This window comes from Nocardioides sp. NPDC023903 (assembly GCF_040639295.1).
In the GTDB taxonomy this organism is placed as follows: Bacteria; Actinomycetota; Actinomycetes; order Propionibacteriales; family Nocardioidaceae; genus Nocardioides.
Window position 1 is genome coordinate 16,767 of the sequence record NZ_JBEZZS010000020.1, and the last position, 21,968, is coordinate 38,734.

The window sequence follows — 21,968 nt, forward strand, 5'->3', positions numbered from 1 at the left end:
TCTCTACGCGAGCGAGACCAGGTCGGCGTACTCCTCGTTCCACAGGTCCTCGACGCCGTCGGGGAGGATGAGCACCTTGTCGGGCTCCAGCGCGTGCACGGCGCCCTCGTCGTGGGTGACCAGCACGATCGCGCCCTCGTAGCGGCGGATCGCGTTGAGCACCTCCTCGCGGGAAGCCGGGTCGAGGTTGTTGGTGGGCTCGTCGAGCAGCAGCACGTTGGCCGCGGACACCACCAGGGAGGCCAGGGCCAGCCGGGTCTTCTCGCCACCGGAGAGCACCCCGGCCGGCTTGTGCACGTCGTCGCCACTGAAGAGGAACGCACCCAGCACGGTGCGCGCCTCGGTGTCGGTGAGCTGCGGCGCCGCGGACTGCATGTTCTGCAGCACCGACCGCTTGGTGTCGAGGGTCTCGTGCTCCTGGGCGTAGTAGCCGACCTTGAGCCCGTGACCCGGCACGACCTGCCCTGTGTCGGGCTGGTCGACGCCGGCCAGGATGCGCAGCATCGTCGTCTTGCCGGCGCCGTTGAGCCCGAGGATGACCACGCGGGTCCCGCGGTCGATGGCGAGGTCGACGGCGGTGAAGACCTCGAGCGCGCCGTAGGACTTCGAGAGGTCGTTGGCGGTGAGCGGCGTCTTGCCGGACGGCGCAGGTGAGGGGAACTTGATCGCGGCGACCTTCTCCTGCTGCCGCTCCCCCTCGACGCCCGCCATGATCTTCTCGGCGCGCTTGAGCATGCTCTGCGCAGCGGTTGCCTTCGTGGCCTTGGCGCGCATCTTGTTGGCCTGGTCGGTGAGCGTCTTGGCCTTGTTCTGCGCGTTCATCAGCTCGCGCTTGCGGCGGGCCTCGTCGGTCTCGCGCTGGGTCAGGTACTGCTTCCACGGCATGTTGTAGATGTCGATCACCTCGCGGTTGCCGTCGAGGTGGAAGACCTTGTTGACCGTCTGGGCAAGCAGGTCGTTGTCGTGGGAGATCACGATGAAGCCGCCCTTGTAGGACTTCATCCAGTCGCGCAGCCAGATGATCGAGTCGGCATCGAGGTGGTTGGTCGGCTCGTCGAGGATCAGCACCTCGGCCGACGAGAAGAGAATGCGCGCCAACTCCACCCGGCGTCGTTGACCACCGGAGAGCGTCTTCAGCGGCTGGGTCATGATCCGGTCGGGGATGCCGAGCGACTGGGCGATCTGCAGGGCCTCGGTCTCGGCCGCATAGCCACCGCCCGCGTCGAGCTCGTCGTGGGCGCGCTGGTAGCGCTTCATCGCCTTCTCGCGCACCTTCGGATCCTCGGAGCCCATCTCCTCCTCGGCGATCCGCATGCGACGTACGGCATCGTCGATCCCTCTTGCGGAGAGGATGCGGTCCTTGGCGATCACCTCGGGATCGCCGACCCGCGGGTCCTGGGGCAGATAGCCGATCTCACCGGTGTTGGACACCGTTCCGGAGGCAGGCAAGTGGTCGCCGGCGAGCACCTTCGTCAGGGTCGTCTTCCCAGCGCCGTTGCGGCCTACGAGCCCGACCTTGTCGCCGGGTCCGACTCGGAATGTGACGTTATCCATCAAAAGTCTGGCGCCGACGCGGACTTCTAGGTCATGGGCAGTGATCATCTCCGTCACTAGTGTATGGGCGAGGCACTCGGCCTCACACATCACCACCTCCAGGGGGACAAGATGCGGTTCAACCCGAAGGCCAGACTCGACACCAGCCGGACCTCCGGCGGCGGTGGCGGTGGCGGGTTCGGTGGTGGAGGTGGCGGCCGGATCCCGATCCCCGGCGGCAAGGCGAGCGGCGGCATCGGCACGGTCATCGTGCTGCTGCTCTTCTTCCTCATCACCCAGTGCACCGGCGTCGGCCCGCAGGTCCTCGGCGACAGCGGAGGCTCGACCTCGGTGGGCACAGGCACCTTCGGCGGCATGCAGGCGGCCGACGGCGGCGAGACCGGCGACTTCGGGTCGTGCCAGACCGGCGAGGACGCCAACAACGACGAGAACTGCGCTTTCGTAGCGTTGGAGAACTCGATGACCGGCTACTGGGACTCCCAGCGCGACCTCGCCGGCCGGTTCCAGCCCGAGCAGGCTGTCGTGATCTTCTCCGACCAGGTCCAGACCGGCGGCTGCGGCTCGGCGTCGAGCTCCGTGGGCCCGTTCTACTGCCCGGCCGACCAGACGATCTACCTCGACCCGACGTTCTTCGACTCCATCTTCGAGCAGCTCGGCGGGCAGGACACCACCTTCGTACGCGCCTACGTGCTCGCCCACGAGTACGGCCACCACATCCAGAACCTGCTCGGCACCATGGGCCAGGTGCGCACCCAGCAGGGCCCCGACTCCGACGCGGTACGCCTTGAACTCCAGGCCGACTGCTACGCCGGTATGTGGACCGCCGCCGCCGAGGACGACGGTTTCGTCGACGACATCACCGACCAGGACATCACCGAGGGCATCGATGCCGCCAAGACCGTCGGCGACGACCACATCCAGTCCCGGACGACCGGCCGCGTGGACACCTCCTCGTTCACCCACGGCTCCTCCGAGCAGCGGATCGCCTGGTTCAGGAAGGGCATGACCACCCCCGACTCGATCGCCGGCTGCGACACGTTCAAGGCTCGGGATCTGGACAACCCGTAGGCCGGTGCAGGGATACCCGGTTAACCGGCCCTACTAATTTCTGGGGCCCTGCACTTCTCGGGCAATGCAACACCTGAGAAGTGCAGGCATTGCCTGAGCGGTGTTGCAGATGTGACGCCTGCGACTGCGCGAGCTCACATCTCGAGCAGAGCCTCCACCAGCGGAGCCTGCTTCTGCAGAGTCCGCAGGTGGGGCGCGACCGCGGGGTGGCGGAACTTCGCGAGCAGCGGTCCCTCCCCCGGCTTGATCCGGCTCAGTGCCCACTCGGCACGGCTCAGCGCGGTGTAGACGGCGCTGATCTGCGCCCCGAGGGTCACCTCGTCGCGCGTCGCGATGCCGGCGGGCAGCCCCAGGACGTACGCCTCCAGCAGCGGCTCGAACGACTCGCGGGCGTGCAGCAGATAGAGCCCGAGGTCACCACCGACGGGGCCGTGTCCGAGGCTCGACCAGTCGATAGCGATCAGCCGCTCGCCGTCGTCGGTGCGGCCGAGGAGGTTCTGCGGCGCCGGGTCGCCGTGCTGGACGACCTGGGGAAGCTCGTCGAGGAGGTTGGTGAAGCGACCGCGCCGCTCCCAGAGGGTGTGGGCGATGTCCGCGGCGGTCGTACGCATCATGGTCGGCCACCCGCCGTTGTACTCCACCCGCGCGATACGGTCACGGAACTGGTCGCGAGCCAGCCAGCGCGCCTCCCCCAGGTCCGCGCCGGCGAAGCGGCCCATCGAGAGCGCCGCGAAGAGTCCGGAGTTGGCGGCGTCCTCGACCCACTCGGTGGTCAGGGTGATGCCCTCGTCGTCCTCGGCGACGCTCGTACGCGCGCCGATCATGCCCGGGGTGTCGTCGACGAGTCCCGAGGTGGCGACGTCTGCCGCCCGCCGCCAGTAGGCGAAGTGGCGCCGGCGGCTCAGCTCGGCCGGATCGTACGCCCCCGGCTGACCGAGCCGCTTGACCACGACCGGCTCCTGCTCATCGCCCACAGCAGTGCGCCAGACCCCCAGCGTGGAGGGTCCGGTGCCGCCGGGTAGGACGAGCCACCCTGGGTCGGGCTGCCACATGCTTGCCAAAGTAGCGCATCTTCGCAGGTCGCAACGGCACTCACCGCCGGGATGCGACGACGGGATGCTGACTTTGATCCTGGGGCCGATATGGTTGAGCCGATGTCCGAGACTGACTACTGCGAGCTGTGTGACCTGCCGAAGTCACAGTGCATCCATGGGCGGCCCCCGGCCCCGCCCGCTCCGGCTCCAGTGAAGAAGCCGACAACCCGGGTGCGCAAGACCACGACGAGCTCGACGGCCGCCGCGCCGAAGGTCGTCACCAAGTCCGCTCCCCGCAAGTGGACCCCGCCGGCTGCCTTCGCGCCGCTCATCCTCGAGATCCTCGATAACGCGGGCGGCTCGATGTCCGCCGACGCAGTCCTCGACGAGCTCGAGAGCCAGCTGGCCGACAGCCTCCTCCCCGGCGACTTCGAGACGACCCCGGAAGGCGAGCTCCGCTGGCGCTACGCGGCGCGACGCGCCCGCCAGACGCTCCTGACCGACGGCTCGATGGTCAAGGGTTCGCCGGGAGTCTGGCAGCTCCCCTGACGCGTCAGCTGTCGGCGTTGAGGACCTCGATACGTACCTTCTGGGCGTCCTCGATCGCCTGATCGAGCACCGCGCGGTTCGGGTCCTGAACCGCCAGCCACGGTCCGGTCACCGTGAGCGCTTGAAGCCGCCGGTCCCCGAGTACGTCGTCGACACCGCCGTGGTCGCCGCCGGTGACGAGCGGACCCCGCAGCCCGTCGAGGATCCGGGCGGCGTGCTCGGCCGCCGCCTCGTACGCAGCGCTGGCCTGGTTGGCCCGGCGCCGGGCGAAGCGCTGCTGGCTCCAGCCGCCCGCCTTCGTCTTCCCCTGGACGTGCCGCCGCCCGATCTTGTGCTCGGCGATCTCGCCGCCGCTCATCCTGGCGATCGCGAAGCCGCCCTTGCGCACCAGCAGGAGGCCCCAGTCCTGCGGGGCCGCCGAGGCGGCGATGAACGCCTCGACCTCGGCCGGCCCGGCGTACGTCTTCTCGAACGGCAGCGCCGCGATGAACGACGAACTGTCGACCGCGGCACCGGTCAGCGCACCGGAGTCGACCGCGAGTCGGGTCTCACCGTGGCGGGCGGCGAAGTTGTCGACCCAACGCTGGATCCGAGCGACCGGGACGGCGACGTTGGGCATGTCCGTACGCTACCGGTCCAGGCCACGCAGCAGTCGAGGCGGCGCGATGTGCCGGTAGGCGTCCTCGCAGATCTCGGCGACCTCGCCCCAGTCCACGTCACCGTCGAGCCGCATCCCGACCCAGCCGCGCCCACCAACGTAGGGAGGCACGAAGAACCGCTCGGGATCGTCACCGACGACCTCCGCCTGCACCCCCGCCGCAGCCGCCGCCCACAGATGCGGCTCGTCGCGCCCGTGATGCCCCTGCGGCCACAGCATGACGAACTGCTTCTTCACGAAGAACCCAGGCGAACCATGAGTGACCCGCTCGGCGCTCTCCGGGAACCCGAGGCAGATTCCCCGAACCCGCTCGGTCAGCTCGGTCGGCGTCATGTGCCCATCATCCGACTTCTCGGATCACTCAGGCTTCGGCCAGACGAGCTCGAACTGCTCCATCACGACTGGCATGTCCTCGCTGAACTCGTGGTCGGGACCGGCGAACTCGGTGAAGAAGCGTTCGTGCACCTCGCGCCAGTATTCGAGCGACAGGTCGCCCTCGCCCTCCAGTCGGGCGAACTCCTCAGGAACCTCCCGGAACGGGGCGATGTCGACCTGGGTGGTGGCGATCAGTGCCCGCGGATGACCGGACCCGTCGAGGATGATGCTCATGCCGCCCACGGTCGGGAGCGGCTCGTCTCCGTTCTCGAAGTCCCACTGAGCAGTGGCCGTCGCGGTCTTCACCCCCTCGAGGACGAGCTCGAGCAGCCCGTCTGCCTCCTCCGGCGTACCTCCGAAGGCCCAGGCCGGCGGCTGCAGCGCCTCGAGCGGCGATGCTCCGAAGTAGCCGGGCGCGGCGCTGAGGTGGGCGTGGTGCTTCACGTCATCCCAGAACGCGGCGATGTCAGCCTCCTGCTGGGAGTCGGACACAAGGGCATCAGGCTCAGGGGTCGCGGAGTCGTTCATAGGCGACACTCAATCACAGTTGGCGCTACCCGTGCCGGGACTCGACGGAGGTACGCGGCGTGGCTGATCGCGCGGTCACCAGACGGGCCTCGACCCGCCAGCCGAGGCCGGCGTAGAGAGGCTCGCCCAGCTCGCTGGCGACCAGAAGGCCATGGGCCGCACCGGCCTCCCGGGCGGCCGCGACGAGCAGGCTCATCACCGCGCCGCCGAGACCCCGGCGTCGGTGGTCGGGGTCGGTCTGGACCCGGTCGGCGACGGCGTCGACGCCGATGACGGCGATCCGCCCGCTGGCCGCGACAGCCTCGCCCGCGCTGACCGTCACCGTGATGACGCCGCCGTCACGCTCCGCCTTGGCGCGATAGCCCTCCGGGACAGCCCGCGACGCGTGGTCGGCGAGGACTATCGACATCAGCGTCTCCTCGCCATCGTTGGCGACCAGCCCAGCCTCGACGAACCACGGACGTACGCCCGCAGGCGACTCGGTCACCACCGACAACCACGCCTCGGGCGTTGCCCGGGCGGTGTCGATGAGCCTGGCGAGCGTGTCCGCGTCGTCGGTCGCCACCCACTCGACCTGGCGTCCGGCCTCCCCCACCTCGACGCGTACGCCTCCAGGCGCCGCCGCGGGGCGCGGAAAGCCCCGCGCGTAGGCCCAGCCGCGGGCCCACCGGGAGACCAGGTCCGCAAGGTCGACGGCCCCGAGGGCAGCGGCGGCGAGTGCGGCCTGGCGACCGCGGTACCACTCCCCCAGCACCGTCGCGATCAGCACGGCGCCGGCAAGGCCGAACGCCAGCGGGTCGAGGGTGAACAGCCCGATCACCGCGATGCCCACCGCGGCGATGTATCCGAACCAGATCCGACCGGGAGCCTCCACGTCCGCGGAGCCTACCGGGCTGGGTCTACCGGGTCGGGCCGACTCGCTCCCGCAACGTCGCGAGCCCTGGCCCGTCGAGATCGGCCAGCGCGACCGACCGGCCGGAGAGCGCCATCGCGAGTGCCTCGCTCGGTCCGGCGACCTCCGCGCCCGGGCCGTCGGCCGAGGTCCAGGACCAGTCCTGGTCGGTGGCGCGCAGCGCGAGCCCGTCGAGCCGTCCGGCCGGGACCACCCCGAGCGAGGCCTGCTTGGTCGGCAGCCAGTCGAGCACCGCGCGCCAGTCCTCGAGCGGGACGTCGGTGTCGAGACCGAGCGGACGGGCGCAGTCGCGCAGGTGGATGCAGTGGTCGGTGAACTGCCCCATCGGACCGACGCCGGGCGCCGGCACCCGCTTGGTGGCGTACGTCCTCAGCAGCCCGGTCAGCTCCGCGACCGGCCGACGCGCCTGCTCCTCGGCGATCGCGATGGCGGCCCGGTCGATGGAGCCTCGAGCCAGCAGCGTGCGCCACAGCAGCCGCCCGATACCGACCGAGAACGGCATCGCGCTGTGACCGAGCACCTCCCTCACCGTCCAGGCCGAGCAGAGGCTCTGCATCTCCAGCTGGGACTCGTCGAGGCCGTCGAAGAAGTCGGCGAGCAGGCGGCGGTTGGCTGCGGTACGGGCGGCTACGTCCATGCCTCCATCGTGTCAGGCCGCCGCCTCCGCGACAGGCTCCACCACCGGCTTCGTCCCGGCGTACACGTCGCGGTCGATCTCATCCACGCCGTGCGCGACCAGCAGAGCGACCATGGTGTCTCCGTTCACGTTGAGGAACGTACGCAGGATGCCGGTGAACCAGTCCACGGCGATGAGCAGCCCGGCGGCCTCGATGGGCAGGTCCAGGGAGGTGGCCAGGAAGATGGCGACGACCGGGAACCCGCCGGGCACCGTGATCGTGCCGATGTTGAGCAGCACCGCGAGCGCCATCCCGAGCGCGATGTCGCCCGGGGAGAGCGAGACGCCGGAGGCCTGGGCGAGGAAGAGCACCACGATCGTGTAGTTGAGCACCGCGCCGCACGAGCCCATCGTCATCCCCAGGCAGAGCGTGAAGTCCGCGACCCGCTTCGAGATCCCGAACTTCTCGACGGCGTTCTTCAGCACCGTCGGGAAGGTGACCGCCGAGGATGTCGTGGTGATCGCCACGACGGTCTGCTCGGCGAGCTTCGCGGGCAGGCGCAGCGGGTTGAGCCGGGTGACGGCGACGACCACGACGACGTAGAGGGCGGAGATGATCACCACGCCGGCCAGGGTCGCGCCCAGGTAGGCGAGCGCCGTGGTGACCACCGCGAAGCCGACCCGGCCGGCGAGGTCGGCGAGGAGGCAGAAGACGCCGATGGGCGCCAGGAACATGACGTACCTGATCATCAGCAGGACGATCGCCTGGATCTGCTCGAAGAAGGGGAGCACGACGGTCGGGCCGTTCATCGCGGTGTAGCGGTTGAGCGCGAGGCCGAAGATCAGGGCAAAGACGATGATCGGCACCATCGCACCGGTCGCCATCGCCTCGACCACGTTGGTGGAGACGAAGCTCGTCACCGTCTGCTGCCACCCGACCGCGGTCGCCGCGGCCGAGTCGGTCAGGGTCGGGTCGAGCTCGCCGTCATAACGCATCCCCGAGCCCGGCTGGATCAGCTCCGCCAGCCCCCAGCCGACGAACGCGGCGACCACCGCGAACCCCAGCATCCAGCCGAAGGTCGCCCCGGCCAGCCTGCCGGCGCCCGCCCCGGTCATCGCGCCCGTCGCGACGATCACCGACGAGGCGACCAGCGGGACGATCGCCATCTGGATCAGCCGGATGAAGATGTCACCGACGAACTTGAGGTTCGCCGCCCACTCCCCCGCCACCAGGCCGAAGACGATGCCGGCGATAGCGCCGACGAGGATCAGGACGGCCGGGGACTTCAAGACCTTCATCGGGTCTCCTAAGCGTCGGGGACGTGGCTCCCCGGACGCTAACGAGGCCGCGTACGCCGCTGGTTAAGCCGCCGTCACCGGCACGTTTCCCGCGACAAACCAGTGGTCCCGGCTGGGGCGGGGTGAATACCATTGATGTCATGCGCGAGACCACGATCTGCAAGCACCTGGGCCGACCGGCCCAGGACGTGGAGTTTGCGCGCTCGGAGCCGCAACGAACGTAGGTGCTCACCGCATCCACCAGGGCCGCTCCGATCGAATCGGAAGCGGCCCTTTGTCATGTCCAGCAGCATCACCAGGAGGTGAACGAGATGGAGATCATCACACTCTTCGGAGAGGGCAACAGCTCGAAGACCTACGAGCTGACGCTGAAGCACCCGACTCCCCGGACCGACGAGTGGGCCTGCGTGGGCGAGGACCCGGAGCTCTTTCATCCCGAGGACCTCACCCAGCTCGCCGAGGCGCAGCAGGTCTGCGCCGACTGCCCGATGCGGCAGACCTGCCTCGAGCTCGGGACCGCCCGGCGGGAGTGGGGAGTCTGGGGCGGTGTGCTCCTGGAGAGCGGCAAACCGCGGGACACCCCCAGAACTCCGGGGCGGAAGCCCTACAAGCGCAGCCAGGAAGCGATCGCGAGGGCTAGAAGCGTCGCCTGAAATGACCTGGGAGTCCTGAGGTCACCCAGTGACCTCAGGACTCCCACGTCGGGCGAACCCTCAGACGTTGAACCCGAGAGCGCGCAGCATCTCGCGGCCGTCGGGGGTGATCTTGTCCGGGCCCCACGGCGGCATCCAGACCCAGTTGATGTGGACGTCGTTGACCATGCCCTCCAAGGCCTGCGAGGTCTGGTCCTGGATGACGTCGGTCAGCGGGCAGGCGGCCGAGGTCAGCGTCATGTCGATGACCACGTTGGAGTGGTCCTCGATGTGCAGGCCGTAGATCAGACCCAGGTCGACGACGTTGATGCCGAGCTCGGGGTCGACGACGTCCTTCATCGCCTCTTCGACGTCCTCGATCTTCAGGCTCGCGCCCTCAACCGCGGACGTGCGCATCCCCTGCCACTCCGGGGCCTCATGACCGTGGCCATGGCCGTGGCCCGAGTGGTCATGACCGGAGTGGTCGTGACCGGAGTGGTCGTGATCCGTGTGGTCGTGTGTGCTGTGGTCGGTCTCAGTCATCAGTTCTCCTCAGCGACAGTCTTCGCGGCGGCGTCTTTCCAGGCCATCCACGACAGCAGCGCGCACTTGATCCGGGCGGGGAACTTGGCGACGCCCGCGAAGGCGATGCCGTCCTCCAGAATGTCCTCGTCGGGCTCCACCTGGCCCTTGCCCTGCATCAGCCGCAGGAACTCCTCGTGGATGACCATCGCCTCATCGACCGTCTTCCCGACGACCAGGTCGTTGAGCACGGAGGCCGACGCCTGCGAGATGGAGCAGCCGAGGGCGTCGTAGGAGATGTCCTCGATCTTGCCACCGTCCACGTGGAGCCGGAGGGTGATCTCGTCACCACAGGTCGGGTTGACGTGGTGAACCTCCGCCTCGAACGGGTCGCGAAGACCCTTTCCGTGCGGGTTCTTGTAATGGTCCAGGATGATCTCCTGGTACATGCTCTCGAGGTTCGCGGCAGTCATCACTTGTCCAACTTGAAGAACGTGCGTACGTATTCCAACCCCTCGACCAGCGCGTCGATCTCGGCGGGCGTGGTGTAGAGGTAGGACGACATCCGGTTGGAGGCCTGTACGCCGAACCGCTGGTGGGCAGGCTTGGCGCAGTGGTGCCCGGCGCGGATGGCGACGCCCTTGGAGTCGAGGACCTGGGCCACGTCGTGCGGGTGCACCCCGTCGAGCTCGAAGGCGATCGCGCCGCCGCGCTTGGCCGCGTCGGCCGGGCCGAGCACGGTCACGCCCGGGACGGTCGCGAGGCGCTCCAGCGCGTAGGCCGTGATCGCCTGCTCGTGGGCGTGGACGTTCTCCATGCCGAGGTGCATGAGGTATTCCAGCGCCGCACCGAGACCCACGGCCTCGGCGATCGGCGGGGTGCCGGCCTCGAACTTGTGCGGGATCGGCGCGTAGGTCGACTTCTCCATCGACACCGTCGCGATCATCTCGCCGCCACCGAGGAACGGCGGCAGCGCCTCGAGCGCCGCACGCCGGCCCCACAGGACGCCGATGCCGGTCGGGCCGACGACCTTGTGGCCGGTGAAGGCGAGGAAGTCGGGACGCTCCTCCTCGGCCATGCCGGCCAGGTCGATCGGCAGCACCGGGGCGGCCTGTGCGGCGTCGACGACGACGAGCGCACCGACCTCGTGGGCCTTGCGGGCGATCTCGGCGATGGGGTTGATCGTGCCGAGCATGTTGGAGACCCAGGTCAGCGCGACGATCTTGGTCGCCGGCGTGATCAGCTCGTCGATGTTCGACAGGTCGAGCTCACCGGAGTCGGTGAGTCCGAACCACTTCAACGTCGCACCCGCGCGCTGCGTGGCGAGCTGCCACGGAACGATGTTGGAGTGGTGCTCCATCTCGGTGGTCACGACCACGTCGCCGGCGGCCAGCGGCACGGTGTTGGCGACCAGGTTGAGCGCCTCGGAGGCGTTCTTGGTGAAGATCACCTCGTCGCGCTCGGGCGCGCCGAGGAAGCGCGCGACGGTGTCGCGCGCCCCCTCGAACGCCTCGGTGGCCTCGGCACCCAGGTGGTGCATCGCCCGGGCGATGTTGGCGTTGTGCCGCTCCAGGTGGTCGACCATGGTGTCGATCACGATCTGCGGCTTCTGCGAGGTGTTGGCGCTGTCGAGGTAGACCAGCGGGGTCTCGCCGCCGTCGAAGGTGCGCTCCAGGATCGGGAAGTCCTTGCGGACCAGATCCAGGTCGGGCAGCAGACCCTTCATGTCAGACCCCTGCCGCGACGTACTTCTCGTAGCCGTTGGCCTCCAGCTCCTCGGCCAGGTCCGGGCCACCCGACTCCGCGATCCGGCCGGCCACGAAGACGTGCACGTGGTCAGGCTTGATGTAGCGCAGGATGCGGGTGTAGTGGGTGATCAGCAGGACCGACTTGCCATCGCGGGCGCGGAAGTCGTTGATCCCCTCGGAGACGACCTTGAGCGCGTCGATGTCGAGGCCGGAGTCGATCTCGTCGAGCAGTGCGAAGGCCGGGTCGAGGATGTCGAGCTGGGCGATCTCGTGGCGCTTCTTCTCGCCACCGGAGAAGCCCTCGTTGACCGAGCGCTGCGAGAAGGTCGGGTCCAGGTGCATCTTGTTCATCGCACCGTTGACGTCCTTGACCCACGTACGCAGCTTGGGGGCCTCGCCGTCCAGCGCCGTCTTCGCGGTGCGCAGGAAGTTGGCCACGCTCACGCCGGGGACCTCGACCGGGTACTGCATCGCGAGGAACAGACCAGCCTTGGCCCGCTCGTCGACCGACATCTCCAGGACGTTCTCACCGTCGAGGGTGACGGTGCCGCCGGTGATGGTGTACTTCGGGTGGCCGGCGATCGAGTAGGCAAGCGTCGACTTGCCCGAGCCGTTGGGGCCCATGATCGCGTGGGTCTCGCCGGAGTTGATGGTCAGCGTGACGCCCTTGAGGATCTCCTTCGGGCCGTCCTCGGTCTCCACCGAGACCGTGAGGTCCTTGATCTCAAGCGTGCTCATACGGTTGCGTCCTTCTCGATAAGGGTGTTGATGTTCTTGGCGAGCTCGGCCTCGACCGTGCTGGTCAGCTTCTCCTCGAGCTCGGGGACACCGATCTGACGGATCAGGTCGTTGAAGAAGCCGTGCACGACCAGGCGCTTGGCCTCGGTCTCGGAGATGCCGCGGCTCTGCAGGTAGAAGAGCTGCTCGTCGTCGAAACGGCCGATCGCCGACGCGTGACCCGCGCCCTCGATCTCGCCGGTCTCGATCTCCAGGTTGGGCACGGAGTCGGCCCAGGCACCGTCGGTGAGGATGAGGTTGCGGTTCTCCTCATACGTCTCGATGCCCTCGGCCTCCTTGCGGATCAGCACGTTGCCGATCCAGACCGCGTGGGCCTTCTCGCCCTGCAGCGCGCCCTTGTAGACCACGTGGGACTTGGTCTTCGGGGCGGTGTGGTCGACGAAGAGACGGTGCTCGATGTGCTGACCGGCGTCGGCGAAGTAGAGGCCGAGCGACTCCACGGAGCCGCCGGGGCCGGAGTACTCCGCCGAGAAGTCGTGGCGCACCACGTCGCCGCCGAAGCTCACCGAGACGTGCTTGAGGTTGGCGTCGCGGCCGACCTTGGCGTGCTGGGTGGAGAGGTGCACGGCGTCGTCGGCCCAGTCCTGGACGGAGACGACGGTGAGGTCGGCGCCGTCCTCGACGACGATCTCGATGTTGTCGGCGACGACGGCGGAGCCCTCGAAGACGAGCACGACGGTCGCCTTGGCGAACTTCTCCGCCACGATCACCGCGTGACCGGCGCCGGCGGTCTCCGAGCCGGTGCCGTGGTGGCGGATCACGGTCGCGCCCTCGACGACGGTGTCGGTCGGGATGCGCACGACGGTCGCGCCGGTGCTGGCCGCCCAGGCCCGCGCCGAGACGCGGTCTGTCGGGACCAGACCCGAGCTGCCGCGTACGGCATCGTCGGCCGCCACGGTCTCGACGGTCACGCCGGAGGCCGCCTCGACCTCCACCTTGGTCGCACCATCGGCGAAGGGGGCGTCGTTGTGGATGCCCTTGAGGCGCTTGAGCGGGGTGAACCGCCAGATCTCCTCGCGACCCTTCGGCACCTCGTGCGCCTCGACGTCGAAAGAGCCTTCGGGGTGGAGGTGGGACTCGACCTTGTCGAGCTCCAGAGCCTCCTGCACAGCTGCGGTCATCAGCCGACCGCTCCTTCCATCTGCAGTTCGATCAGGCGGTTGAGCTCGAGGGCGTACTCCATCGGGAGCTCCTTGGCGATCGGCTCGACGAAGCCGCGCACGATCATCGCCATCGCCTCGTCCTCGGCCATGCCGCGGGACATCAGGTAGAACAGCTGGTCGTCGGAGACCTTCGAGACCGAGGCCTCGTGACCCATCGAGACGTCGTCCTCACGGATGTCGACGTAGGGGTAGGTGTCCGAGCGGGAGATCTGGTCGACCAGGAGCGCGTCGCACAGCACGTTGGACTTGGAGCCGTGGGCGCCCTCGTTGATCTGGATCAGGCCACGGTAGGACGTACGGCCACCGCCACGCGCCACGCTCTTCGACAGGATGGACGAGGAGGTGTTCGGGGCGGCGTGCACCATCTTGGCGCCCGCGTCCTGGTGCTGGCCCTCGCCGGCGAAGGCGATGGAGAGCGTCTCGCCCTTGGCGTGCTCACCCATCAGGTAGACCGCCGGGTACTTCATGGTCACCTTGGAGCCGATGTTGCCGTCGACCCACTCCATGGTCGCGCCCTCTTCGCAGACGGCGCGCTTGGTGACCAGGTTGTAGACGTTGTTCGACCAGTTCTGGATGGTCGTGTAACGAACGCGAGCGTTCTTCTTCACGATGATCTCGACGACCGCGGAGTGCAGCGAGTCGGACTGGTAGATCGGCGCGGTGCAGCCCTCGACGTAGTGAACGTAGGAGCCCTCGTCGGCGATGATCAGGGTGCGCTCGAACTGGCCCATGTTCTCGGTGTTGATCCGGAAGTAGGCCTGCAGCGGGATGTCGACGTGGACACCCTTGGGCACGTAGATGAAGGAGCCACCCGACCACACAGCGGTGTTCAGCGCGGCGAACTTGTTGTCGCCGACCGGGATCACCGTGCCGAAGTACTCCTGGAAGATCTCCGGGTGCTCCTTGAGCGCGGTGTCGGTGTCGAGGAAGAGCACGCCCTGGGCCTCGAGGTCCTCGCGGATCGAGTGGTAGACGACCTCCGACTCGTACTGCGCGGCGACACCGGCGACCAGGCGCTGCTTCTCCGCCTCCGGGATGCCGAGCCGGTCGTAGGTGTTCTTGATGTCCTCGGGCAGGTCCTCCCACGAGGTGGCCTGCTTCTCCGACGAACGCACGAAGTACTTGATGTTGTCGAAGTCGATGTCCGAGAGGTCGGAGCCCCAGGTGGGCATCGGCTTGCGGCCGAAGAGCTTGAGGCCCTTCAGGCGCAGGTCGAGCATCCACTGCGGCTCAGACTTCTTGCCGGAGATGTCGCGGACGATGGCGTCGTTGAGACCGCGCTGTGCCGCGGCACCGGCGACGTCCGAGTCGGACCAGCCGAACTCGTACTTGCCGATGCCCTTCAGCTCGGGGTTGAGCTCCTCGATGGAGGTCATGTCGTGACCTGCTCCTTCTTCTTCGAAACTTCGCCGGGACCGGAGGATCCAGGAGGGATGTGCGTCGTGCAGACTCCGTCGCCGTGGGCGATGGTGGCCAAGCGTTGTACGTGGGTGCCGAGCAGCTTTGCGATCGCCTCTGTCTCCGCCTCGCAGAGCTCGGGGAACTCCTGGGCGACGTGGGCGACCGGGCAGTGCTGCTGGCACAGCTGCTCACCTGCGTCATGACCGTTGATCAGCGGCAGCTCCCTGACGGAGGCCGCGTAGCCGTTGGCCGTGAACACATTTGCGAGCACCTGCGCGGGGCTGAGGTCCGTCTCGCTGGCGGCGATCCGGTCCAGTCCCTGCTTGATGAACGCCGCGCGGCGCTCCGCGAATTCCCGCACGGCCTCCTCGCCGGCCACCTCGGAGAGGAACCGCAGCGCCTCGACCGCCAGGTCGTCGTACTTCTTCTCGAAGCCGTCCCTACCCTGGTCGGTGAGCGCGAAGAGCTTGGCCGGCCGGCCCCGCCCACGCGTGGACGCGGTGCGCGGCTCGCGCTGCTCCACCGCCTCCTCCTCGGCCAGGGCGTCCAGGTGGCGCCTGACCGCGGCCGGCGTGAGATCGAGCCGCTTGGCCAGCGTCGCAGCCGTCTGCGGACCGTCGACGAGCAGCGAGCGAGCGACCCGCTGGCGGGTGCTCTCCTCGCTGTTCTCTGCGGGCTGCAGAGTGCTCTCGTCGAATTTCACAACACCATTGTGACGTTATTCCCCCAGGCGATTCAACGAAGGCAACCCTTACTTGCTCATTGGGCAGCGACAACGTGTCGTACGTCACCACCGCATCCCGCACAGCAGCGAATCATTGGTCAGCCTGTCGGCATCCCGTCAAGGGTCGGGGAGGCGAGGGCGGCGACGCCGATGTAGACGGCATCGGGCGGCAGCCAGCGGGTGCCGCGGTCTGAACGCAGGACCGCACGACCGCGTTCGAGGTCGAAGACACCGACTCTGGTGCGGCCGCCGAAGCGTACGACCGCCACCTCGCCGCGCTTGGGTCGGCGGGGGTTGATCATCAGGTCGGAGCCCGGCGGGAGGCCGCGAGAGGTGAGGTGGGCGCCGACAAGACGGTAGACCTGCGCCCCCTCTTCGGGCGCAGGCGCCGATGATCGCTTGGTGGGCGCGGGCAACGCATCAGGAGCGATGTCGAACGGCAGCGGTACGTCGCGCCGGGACGCGCCGCCAGTCGATCTCATGTTCGAAAGCGTACCGGTCGACGACGGCACACGGAACCGCTCTGGAATCGCAGATTCGCTCGGGCGCCCTGCTTCCCCTGCGCCGGTCCGAGAGAATGTGGCCCATGACCGTCAATGACCCCACGGACTGGGAAACCGCGTACGTCCGGGGCACGACCGCCTGGGACCTAGGCGCTCCCCTGGCCTACATCGAGGAGGACGCGGCGCTGTTCGGCGAGCCCGGCACCGCCTTCGCCCCCGGCGCCGGTCGGGGACACGATGCGGCGGGGTTGGCGGCTGCCGGATGGCGTACGACCGTTGTGGACGTCTCGCCCACGGCGGCCGCCTACGCAGGAGAGCAATACCCGGACCTCACCTACGTGGTCGGCGACGCATTCGACGTCGACGTCGTCCTGGCCGCGACCGGCGGACCGGTCGACCTGATGTGGGACCACACCTTCTTCTGCGCGCTGCCGCCCGCCTGGCGCGGCCGCGTCGGTGACCTGGGCCGCGCGGTCGTACGCCCCGGCGGGCGGGTCGCGTCGGGGGTCTTCCCGATCGACCGGCCGAGCGAGGAGCCGGGCCCGCCATGGACGTACGTCCCCGAGGACATGACCCGCGTCCTCGGCCCCGACTTCGACCTGGTCCACCTCTCCGAGCCGCGCCGGCTGAACCCGCGACTGCCGTGGAGCCACCGCCTCGGGATCTGGCAGCGCCGCTGAACCCGCCAGCAGATACGAGCGGCCGCTCGGTCTCAGGCCAAACGGGAGGGGAAGCCGCCGGTGGCGACCGGGCCCCAGCGCTTGGGGGTGATCCGGAGGAGGGACTTGCCCTGGTCGACCATCGCCTGGCGGTACTCGTCCCAGTCGGAGTGCTCGCCGGAGATGTTGCGGAAGTAGGTGACGAACGCGTCCAGCGCTGCCCCGCCGCTCGCCGCGTCGAGGACCTCCGCGTCGCCGTCGACCTGGACCCAGGCGCCGTTCCACTCCTCGGAGAGGACCATGACGCTCACCTGCGGACGGCTGCGGGCGTTGCGGGTCTTAGCCCGCTCGGGGTAGGTCGCGATCACGATCCGCCCGTCGTCGTCGACGCCGCCGGTGACCGGCGAGAGCTGGGGTGACCCGTCAGCTCGGCTGGTCACCAGGATCATCTGGTGGCGGGGACGTACGAACTCCAGGAGTCCCTCGAGATCAACGGTCGTGTTCGTCGCGATCGTGCGTGCCATGGTCCCCAGCCTGCCAGGTGAACCCGTCCGGGTCGGTGAAGGCCTCGCTGCCGCCACCCAGGACGATTCCGTACGCAGCGGCCGGGTCGACCGCGACACCGGTCTCCTTCTCCAGGGCGCGCAGGGGGTAGATCGCGAGCTGAACGGCACCGGGAGCGGCCTCGAACTCGGCGTACTTGCCGCCGAAGCTCCGCTTCACGCCTAGCCCGCGCTCGGCGTAGAACCGCTTGCTCGCCTTGACGTCGGCGACGCCGAGGAGCAGGACGATGTCGTCGATCTCGCGGGTGGCGGGGCCGTTGTCCTTCTTCGCCGAGGTGGCGATCTTCCAGATCGAGCCGTCGGGGGCTTGGACGATGCCGCCGTAGCCCCAGAACGACTTCTCGACCGGCTTGAGGGAGGTGGCGCCGGCCGTGAGTGCGGAGTCGACGAGGCTGTCAACGGTCGAGGGCTGGCCGACGACCAGGGAGGTCGTGAACGGCCGGCCGGTGCCGGTGCCTGGGCCCTGGCGTACGGAGATCTGGTCGGTCAGGCCGAAGGCCTTCTCGTAGAACGCCTGGGCGTCCGTGGGGTCTGCTGCGTCGAGGGTGATGGTCTGAAGAGTGAACATGTCTTGACCTTAGGAATCCGGGGGCCTTGGGGGCTTCTCGATTCCTGACCGCCTTGCCTGTTGATCTCCTGAGCAGAAATTGTGTCTGAGACACCGCGTCATAGGCCTGGGGGCATCGCGTCTCATCCCCGCGTTGGCCGTCCTTCGGTGGGAGTTGGGCGGCCAACGTCCTTACAGGCACCTAAGAATCCATAGGATCGCCCCTACGCGATTGGGCCGGTGGCGTGCGCCTTCTTAGACTGCCGCCGTGGACTCTTCCGTCGCCAGGCCTGCTGTCGAGGTACGCGACCTGCGCATGACCTATGGCGACAAGACGGCCGTCGACGGACTCTCGCTGAGCGTCGCGGAGGGTTCGATCACGGCCGTGCTCGGGCCCAACGGTGCCGGCAAGACGACCACGCTGGAGACCTGCGAGGGCTACCGCAAGCCCCAGCAGGGGACGGTACGCGTCCTCGGGCTCGATCCCATCGCCGACCGCAAGCAGCTGCTCCCCCGGATCGGGGTGATGCTGCAGGGCCAGGGCGCCTGGAGCGGCGTACGCGCCATGGAGATGCTCAAGCACATCGCGCGGTTGCACGCGCATCCGCTCGACGTCGACTACCTCGCCGAGCGCCTGGGGCTGAGCGAGTGCGGTCGCACCCCCTACCGGCGGCTCTCGGGCGGGCAGCAGCAGCGGCTCGGCCTGGCGATGGCGCTCGTGGGCCGTCCGGAGCTGGTGTTCGTGGACGAGCCGACGGCGGGGATGGACCCGCAGGGGCGGCGTACGACCTGGGACCTGCTGCGCGAGCTGCGCGCCGACGGCGTCACCGTCGTGCTGACCACGCACTACCTGGAGGAGGCCGAGGAGCTGGCCGACCAGGTGCACATCATCGACCGCGGCCGGATGATCGCCTCGGGCAGTCCGCTCGAGCTCACCCGCGGCCCAGGAAATGGGATGAGCGCGACCGCCACCGTGAGGCTGGTCGTGACCAAGCCGTTCCCTCCCGGCGCCCGCGAGTCCCTACGCAAGGCGCTCGGTGAGGACACCGAGGTGACCCTGCTCGACGAGCGCTCGATGCGGGTCACCGGCAAGGCCGACCCGACCACGCTCTCCAAGGTGAGCCGCTGGTGCGAGGAGAACGACGTCCTCCCCGAGTCGCTGACCCTGGGTCGCAGGAGCCTCGAGGACGTCTTCCTCGACCTCACCGGAGGGCTCCGTCTCAGCGAAGGGGTCGAGCATGTCTGAGGTTGCAACGGGGACCTTCACCCCTCGGCCCGGCGGCGCACCGATCACCCGGCAGGTGGTCGCCCAGGCGCTGATGGAGGCCAAGCTGATGCTCCGCAACGGCGAGCAGCTCCTCCTCGCCGTCGTCATCCCGGTGATGGTGCTGATCGGCGGCGTCACCGCGGGCAACGCGATCGACCTCGACCTCGGCACCGAACAACCCCTGGTCGACCTCCTCACCCCGGGCGTCCTCGCCCTGGCGATCATGTCGACATCATTCACGAGCCTCGCGATCGCGACCGGGTTCGAGCGGCGCTACGGCGTCATCAAGCGCCTCGGCGCCTCACCGCTCCCCCGGATCGGCCTGCTCGCCGGCAAGGTGCTCGCGCTCGGCTGCGTACAGCTCGTGCAGCTCTTCGTCATCGGCGGCGTCGGCCAGATCCTCGGCTGGACCCCCGCCGCGGGGTTCGGCACCGTCCTCGCCTTCTTCCTCGCCATCGCGATGGGCACGCTGGCCTTCGCCTCGCTCGGGCTCTTCGTCGCCGGCGTGCTGCGCGCCGAGGCGACCCTGGCCGCGGCCAACCTCATCTACCTGCTTCTCCTGGCCGGCGGTGCCGTGGTGCTGCCGCTGACGGCCTACGGCGCCTACGGCGACGTCGCCCGCTGGCTCCCCTCTGGCGCTTTGGGAGAGGCAGTGCGCACCGCGTTCCTCGACGGCGTCCCGGCCTGGCGAGACCTCGGCGTACTCCTGATCTGGGCCGTTCTCGGCTCCACCCTCACAGCTAGGACCTTCAAGTGGGAATGACGTCCACCGAACCCGCCACCGGCCCGGCTACCTCGGCCAAGGACAAGGTCCTCGGCTGGCTCCGCGCCCACGCGTTCGGTCTGGCCATCGCCAACCTGATCGCCAACATCGGGATCGTGGTGACCGGTGCAGTGGTCCGGTTGACGGGTTCCGGCCTCGGCTGCCCGACCTGGCCCAAGTGCACCGAGGAGTCCTACGTGGCCCACGAGGCCCTCGGGATCAACGGCGTCATCGAGTTCGGCAACCGGCTGCTGACCTACGTCCTGGCCGCCATCGCGATCACGGTCGTCATCGCGGTGTGGAGGCGCCGAGGAGTCGTACGCAACCTGGCGGTCGTCATCGCCCTCGGCGTCCCGTTCCAGGGCGTCATCGGCGGAATCACGGTGCTCACCGACCTCAACCCGTACGTCGTCGCCCTCCACCTGCTGCTGTCGATGGCGATGGTCGGACTGTGCGTCTGGCTCCTCGACGAGATCCGTTCGCCGGTGCGTGAGGCCGCGCCGCGCAACGTACGCATCGCCTCGGTGATCACCTTCGTCGTCGGCTGGCTCACGCTCTGGCTCGGCACGGTCGTGACCGGCTCCGGCCCCCACTCCGGCGACCTCGAGTCCCGCCGCACCGGCCTCGACCCAGCCCTGATGTCCCACATCCACGCCTACGCCGTCTACGCGCTCATCGCCGCGACCCTGGTCACGCTGTGGCTCGGCCGCAAGAACGCGTACGTCCTCCGGGTCACCATCGTCCTGCTGGTCATCGAGCTCGCCCAGGGCCTGATCGGCTGGGTCCAGTACCTCACCGACCTCCCCGTCCTCCTCGTCGGCTTCCACATGCTCGGCGCCGCCCTCATCTCCGCCGGCCTCGCCCGCGTCCTGGTCTCCACCCGCGCCCACACCGCCTGACTCACACCCTCGCCGACGCGTCACCCCGCTCGTCCGAGGCGTCGCTCCCGCTGGCCGAGGCGTCAGGCGCGTCGGTCGAGAAGTCACTCCTGCAGGCCGAAACGTCAGGTACGTCGGTCGAGTGGGCAGTGTGCTGCCGGCTCGGCCGACGCACCTGACGCTTAGGCGGACGGAAGTGACGCCTCGGACGACGTACCTGACCTCTCGGCCGACGTAGTTGACGCCTCGGCTGAGGCGGTCAGCCGATGAGCGGGTCGACCGCGAGGGCGACGAAGAGCAGGCTCAGGTAGAGGTTGCTCGAGTGGAAGAGCTGCATCGGGCGGATCTTGGTGAGGTCCTCGGTGCCCTTGGCGCGAGCGTGCAGCTGGTGGGCCTGGACGAGGAAGACGGCGCCGAGGCCGAGGGCGGCGACCGGGTAGAGCCAGCCGGTGGAGGCGAGGGGCCACAGCAGCAGGGAGGTGGCGACCATGACCCAGGAGTACGCCACGATCTGACCGCCCACGTGACGGGCGGACTTGACCACCGGCAGCATCGGCACGTCGACCTGGGCGTAGTCCTCGCGGTAGCGCAGCGCCAGGGCCCAGGTGTGCGGCGGGGTCCAGAAGAAGACGACCATGAACAGGATCAGCGGCTCCCAGTTCACCGAGTTGGTGACCGCGGTCCAGCCGATCAGGGTCGGGAAGCAGCCCGCGATGCCGCCCCAGACGATGTTCTGCGTGGTGCGCCGCTTGAGCAGCATCGTGTAGACGAAGACGTAGAACGCGTTGGCGGCCAGCGATAGGCCCGCGGAGAGCCAGTTCACGAAGAACCCGAGCACCAGCACCGACAGCACGGCGAGCACCGACCCGAAGATCAGGGCCGCCCGCGGGGTGACCACGTGACGGGGCAGAGCCCGGCGCCGCGTACGCCTCATCTGCTCGTCGATGTCGCGGTCGTAGACGCAGTTGAAGACCGAGGCCGAGCCGGCCGAGAAGATCCCGCCGACGACCGTGGCCGCGACCAGGCCGACGCCCGGGACACCCTGGGCGGCGAAGAACATCACCGGCACGGTGGTGAGCAGCAGCAGCTCGATCACGCGGGGCTTCGTCAAAGAGACGTACGCCGAGATGACATCGCGCATTGACGCGCGGTCGCTACGCTGGTCGAGGTCGGGGACCGGCTGTTCGACGTGCGTCACTGAGAAGA

The 21,968-nt window shown here is 68.7% G+C and carries 26 protein-coding genes; 7 read left to right on the forward strand and 19 right to left on the reverse strand.

Annotated features, from left to right (window positions below):
* Positions 1 to 3 precede the first annotated feature (3 nt).
* Entirely contained in the window at positions 4 to 1,602 is a 1,599-nt protein-coding gene (locus AB0F44_RS19605; RefSeq protein WP_350658962.1) for an ABC-F family ATP-binding cassette domain-containing protein, read from the reverse strand.
* A gap of 63 nt (positions 1,603 to 1,665) precedes the next feature.
* Between AB0F44_RS19605 and AB0F44_RS19610 the strand changes: the two genes are divergently transcribed.
* Positions 1,666 to 2,622, forward strand: coding sequence for a neutral zinc metallopeptidase (locus AB0F44_RS19610; RefSeq protein ID WP_357358210.1), 957 nt, complete (start codon positions 1,666 to 1,668; stop codon positions 2,620 to 2,622).
* Positions 2,623 to 2,756: 134 nt separating this feature from the next.
* On the opposite strand, the gene AB0F44_RS19615 is transcribed toward AB0F44_RS19610, so the two are convergent.
* Positions 2,757 to 3,674 carry a phosphotransferase gene (locus tag AB0F44_RS19615; protein WP_357358212.1) on the reverse strand — a complete coding sequence of 306 codons (918 nt, stop codon included), beginning with the start codon at positions 3,672 to 3,674 and terminating at the stop codon, positions 2,757 to 2,759.
* Positions 3,675 to 3,776: 102 nt separating this feature from the next.
* On the opposite strand from AB0F44_RS19615, the gene AB0F44_RS19620 reads away from it, so the two are divergent.
* Complete coding sequence (locus tag AB0F44_RS19620) at positions 3,777 to 4,205, forward strand: hypothetical protein (RefSeq protein ID WP_357358214.1); 429 nt, start codon at positions 3,777 to 3,779, stop codon at positions 4,203 to 4,205.
* A 4-nt stretch (positions 4,206 to 4,209) separates the two neighbouring features.
* Here AB0F44_RS19620 and AB0F44_RS19625 read toward each other — a convergent pair whose 3' ends face one another.
* Genes AB0F44_RS19625 through AB0F44_RS19650 form a run of 6 tightly spaced genes read right to left on the reverse strand, consistent with a single transcriptional unit; the run spans position 4,210 to position 8,594 of the window.
* Positions 4,210 to 4,824, reverse strand: coding sequence for an acVLRF1 family peptidyl-tRNA hydrolase (locus AB0F44_RS19625; protein ID WP_357358216.1), 615 nt, complete (start codon positions 4,822 to 4,824; stop codon positions 4,210 to 4,212).
* Between the two features lie 9 nt (positions 4,825 to 4,833).
* Entirely contained in the window at positions 4,834 to 5,196 is a 363-nt protein-coding gene (locus AB0F44_RS19630; RefSeq protein WP_357358218.1) for an MmcQ/YjbR family DNA-binding protein, read from the reverse strand.
* Between the two features lie 24 nt (positions 5,197 to 5,220).
* Positions 5,221 to 5,766 (reverse strand): ASCH domain-containing protein, encoded by a 546-nt coding sequence (locus AB0F44_RS19635; protein ID WP_357358220.1) that lies wholly within the window; start codon positions 5,764 to 5,766, stop codon positions 5,221 to 5,223.
* Positions 5,767 to 5,791: 25 nt separating this feature from the next.
* Positions 5,792 to 6,640 (reverse strand): GNAT family N-acetyltransferase, encoded by an 849-nt coding sequence (locus AB0F44_RS19640; protein WP_357358222.1) that lies wholly within the window; start codon positions 6,638 to 6,640, stop codon positions 5,792 to 5,794.
* A gap of 25 nt (positions 6,641 to 6,665) precedes the next feature.
* On the reverse strand, positions 6,666 to 7,316 hold the full coding sequence (locus AB0F44_RS19645) for a maleylpyruvate isomerase family mycothiol-dependent enzyme (protein WP_357358224.1): 651 nt from the start codon (positions 7,314 to 7,316) through the stop codon (positions 6,666 to 6,668).
* Positions 7,317 to 7,328: 12 nt separating this feature from the next.
* Positions 7,329 to 8,594 (reverse strand): dicarboxylate/amino acid:cation symporter, encoded by a 1,266-nt coding sequence (locus AB0F44_RS19650; protein ID WP_357358226.1) that lies wholly within the window; start codon positions 8,592 to 8,594, stop codon positions 7,329 to 7,331.
* 311 nt (positions 8,595 to 8,905) lie between these two features.
* On the opposite strand from AB0F44_RS19650, the gene AB0F44_RS19655 reads away from it, so the two are divergent.
* On the forward strand, positions 8,906 to 9,247 hold the full coding sequence (locus AB0F44_RS19655; RefSeq protein WP_357358227.1) for a WhiB family transcriptional regulator: 342 nt from the start codon (positions 8,906 to 8,908) through the stop codon (positions 9,245 to 9,247).
* A 60-nt stretch (positions 9,248 to 9,307) separates the two neighbouring features.
* On the opposite strand, the gene AB0F44_RS19660 is transcribed toward AB0F44_RS19655, so the two are convergent.
* From AB0F44_RS19660 to AB0F44_RS19695, 8 genes are all read right to left on the reverse strand, one after another.
* The gene (locus tag AB0F44_RS19660; protein WP_357358349.1) at positions 9,308 to 9,643 is read right to left on the reverse strand and encodes a metal-sulfur cluster assembly factor; all 336 of its coding nucleotides are present in this window, start codon (positions 9,641 to 9,643) and stop codon (positions 9,308 to 9,310) included.
* 125 nt (positions 9,644 to 9,768) lie between these two features.
* On the reverse strand, positions 9,769 to 10,221 hold the full coding sequence (gene sufU, locus AB0F44_RS19665) for a Fe-S cluster assembly sulfur transfer protein SufU (RefSeq protein WP_160022635.1): 453 nt from the start codon (positions 10,219 to 10,221) through the stop codon (positions 9,769 to 9,771).
* Entirely contained in the window at positions 10,221 to 11,474 is a 1,254-nt protein-coding gene (locus tag AB0F44_RS19670) for a cysteine desulfurase (protein WP_350658974.1), read from the reverse strand. The genes sufU and AB0F44_RS19670 overlap by 1 nt, the downstream gene beginning before the upstream one ends.
* A 1-nt stretch (position 11,475) precedes the next feature.
* A complete protein-coding gene (gene sufC, locus AB0F44_RS19675; protein WP_357358230.1) occupies positions 11,476 to 12,234 on the reverse strand; it encodes a Fe-S cluster assembly ATPase SufC in 759 nt (252 codons plus the stop codon).
* Positions 12,231 to 13,415, reverse strand: coding sequence for a Fe-S cluster assembly protein SufD (gene sufD, locus AB0F44_RS19680; protein ID WP_357358232.1), 1,185 nt, complete (start codon positions 13,413 to 13,415; stop codon positions 12,231 to 12,233). Before sufD ends, sufC begins: the two co-directional genes overlap by 4 nt.
* Positions 13,415 to 14,833, reverse strand: a complete 1,419-nt coding sequence (gene sufB, locus AB0F44_RS19685) for a Fe-S cluster assembly protein SufB (protein WP_091041037.1) — start codon at positions 14,831 to 14,833, stop codon at positions 13,415 to 13,417. The genes sufD and sufB overlap by 1 nt, the downstream gene beginning before the upstream one ends.
* A complete protein-coding gene (locus AB0F44_RS19690; RefSeq protein ID WP_357358234.1) occupies positions 14,830 to 15,561 on the reverse strand; it encodes a metalloregulator ArsR/SmtB family transcription factor in 732 nt (243 codons plus the stop codon). The genes sufB and AB0F44_RS19690 overlap by 4 nt, the downstream gene beginning before the upstream one ends.
* 119 nt (positions 15,562 to 15,680) lie before the next feature.
* Positions 15,681 to 16,064 (reverse strand): hypothetical protein, encoded by a 384-nt coding sequence (locus AB0F44_RS19695; RefSeq protein ID WP_357358236.1) that lies wholly within the window; start codon positions 16,062 to 16,064, stop codon positions 15,681 to 15,683.
* 104 nt (positions 16,065 to 16,168) lie between these two features.
* Between AB0F44_RS19695 and AB0F44_RS19700 the strand changes: the two genes are divergently transcribed.
* On the forward strand, positions 16,169 to 16,765 hold the full coding sequence (locus tag AB0F44_RS19700) for a methyltransferase domain-containing protein (RefSeq protein WP_357358238.1): 597 nt from the start codon (positions 16,169 to 16,171) through the stop codon (positions 16,763 to 16,765).
* Positions 16,766 to 16,797: 32 nt separating this feature from the next.
* Here AB0F44_RS19700 and AB0F44_RS19705 read toward each other — a convergent pair whose 3' ends face one another.
* Positions 16,798 to 17,268, reverse strand: coding sequence for a PPOX class F420-dependent oxidoreductase (locus AB0F44_RS19705; protein WP_357358240.1), 471 nt, complete (start codon positions 17,266 to 17,268; stop codon positions 16,798 to 16,800).
* Positions 17,234 to 17,875, reverse strand: coding sequence for a glyoxalase (locus AB0F44_RS19710; RefSeq protein ID WP_357358242.1), 642 nt, complete (start codon positions 17,873 to 17,875; stop codon positions 17,234 to 17,236). The genes AB0F44_RS19705 and AB0F44_RS19710 overlap by 35 nt, the downstream gene beginning before the upstream one ends.
* A gap of 295 nt (positions 17,876 to 18,170) precedes the next feature.
* On the opposite strand from AB0F44_RS19710, the gene AB0F44_RS19715 reads away from it, so the two are divergent.
* From AB0F44_RS19715 to AB0F44_RS19725, 3 genes are read left to right on the forward strand one after another with little or no spacing between them, the layout of a single operon-like run.
* On the forward strand, positions 18,171 to 19,100 hold the full coding sequence (locus tag AB0F44_RS19715) for an ABC transporter ATP-binding protein (protein ID WP_357358351.1): 930 nt from the start codon (positions 18,171 to 18,173) through the stop codon (positions 19,098 to 19,100).
* A complete protein-coding gene (locus AB0F44_RS19720; RefSeq protein WP_357358244.1) occupies positions 19,093 to 19,884 on the forward strand; it encodes an ABC transporter permease in 792 nt (263 codons plus the stop codon). The genes AB0F44_RS19715 and AB0F44_RS19720 overlap by 8 nt, the downstream gene beginning before the upstream one ends.
* Positions 19,881 to 20,783: a COX15/CtaA family protein gene (locus tag AB0F44_RS19725; RefSeq protein ID WP_357358246.1), complete on the forward strand. Its 903-nt coding sequence runs from the start codon at positions 19,881 to 19,883 to the stop codon at positions 20,781 to 20,783. The genes AB0F44_RS19720 and AB0F44_RS19725 overlap by 4 nt, the downstream gene beginning before the upstream one ends.
* Positions 20,784 to 21,021: 238 nt before the next feature.
* Here AB0F44_RS19725 and AB0F44_RS19730 read toward each other — a convergent pair whose 3' ends face one another.
* Positions 21,022 to 21,960: a heme o synthase gene (locus AB0F44_RS19730; RefSeq protein ID WP_357358248.1), complete on the reverse strand. Its 939-nt coding sequence runs from the start codon at positions 21,958 to 21,960 to the stop codon at positions 21,022 to 21,024.
* Positions 21,961 to 21,968 lie beyond the last annotated feature (8 nt).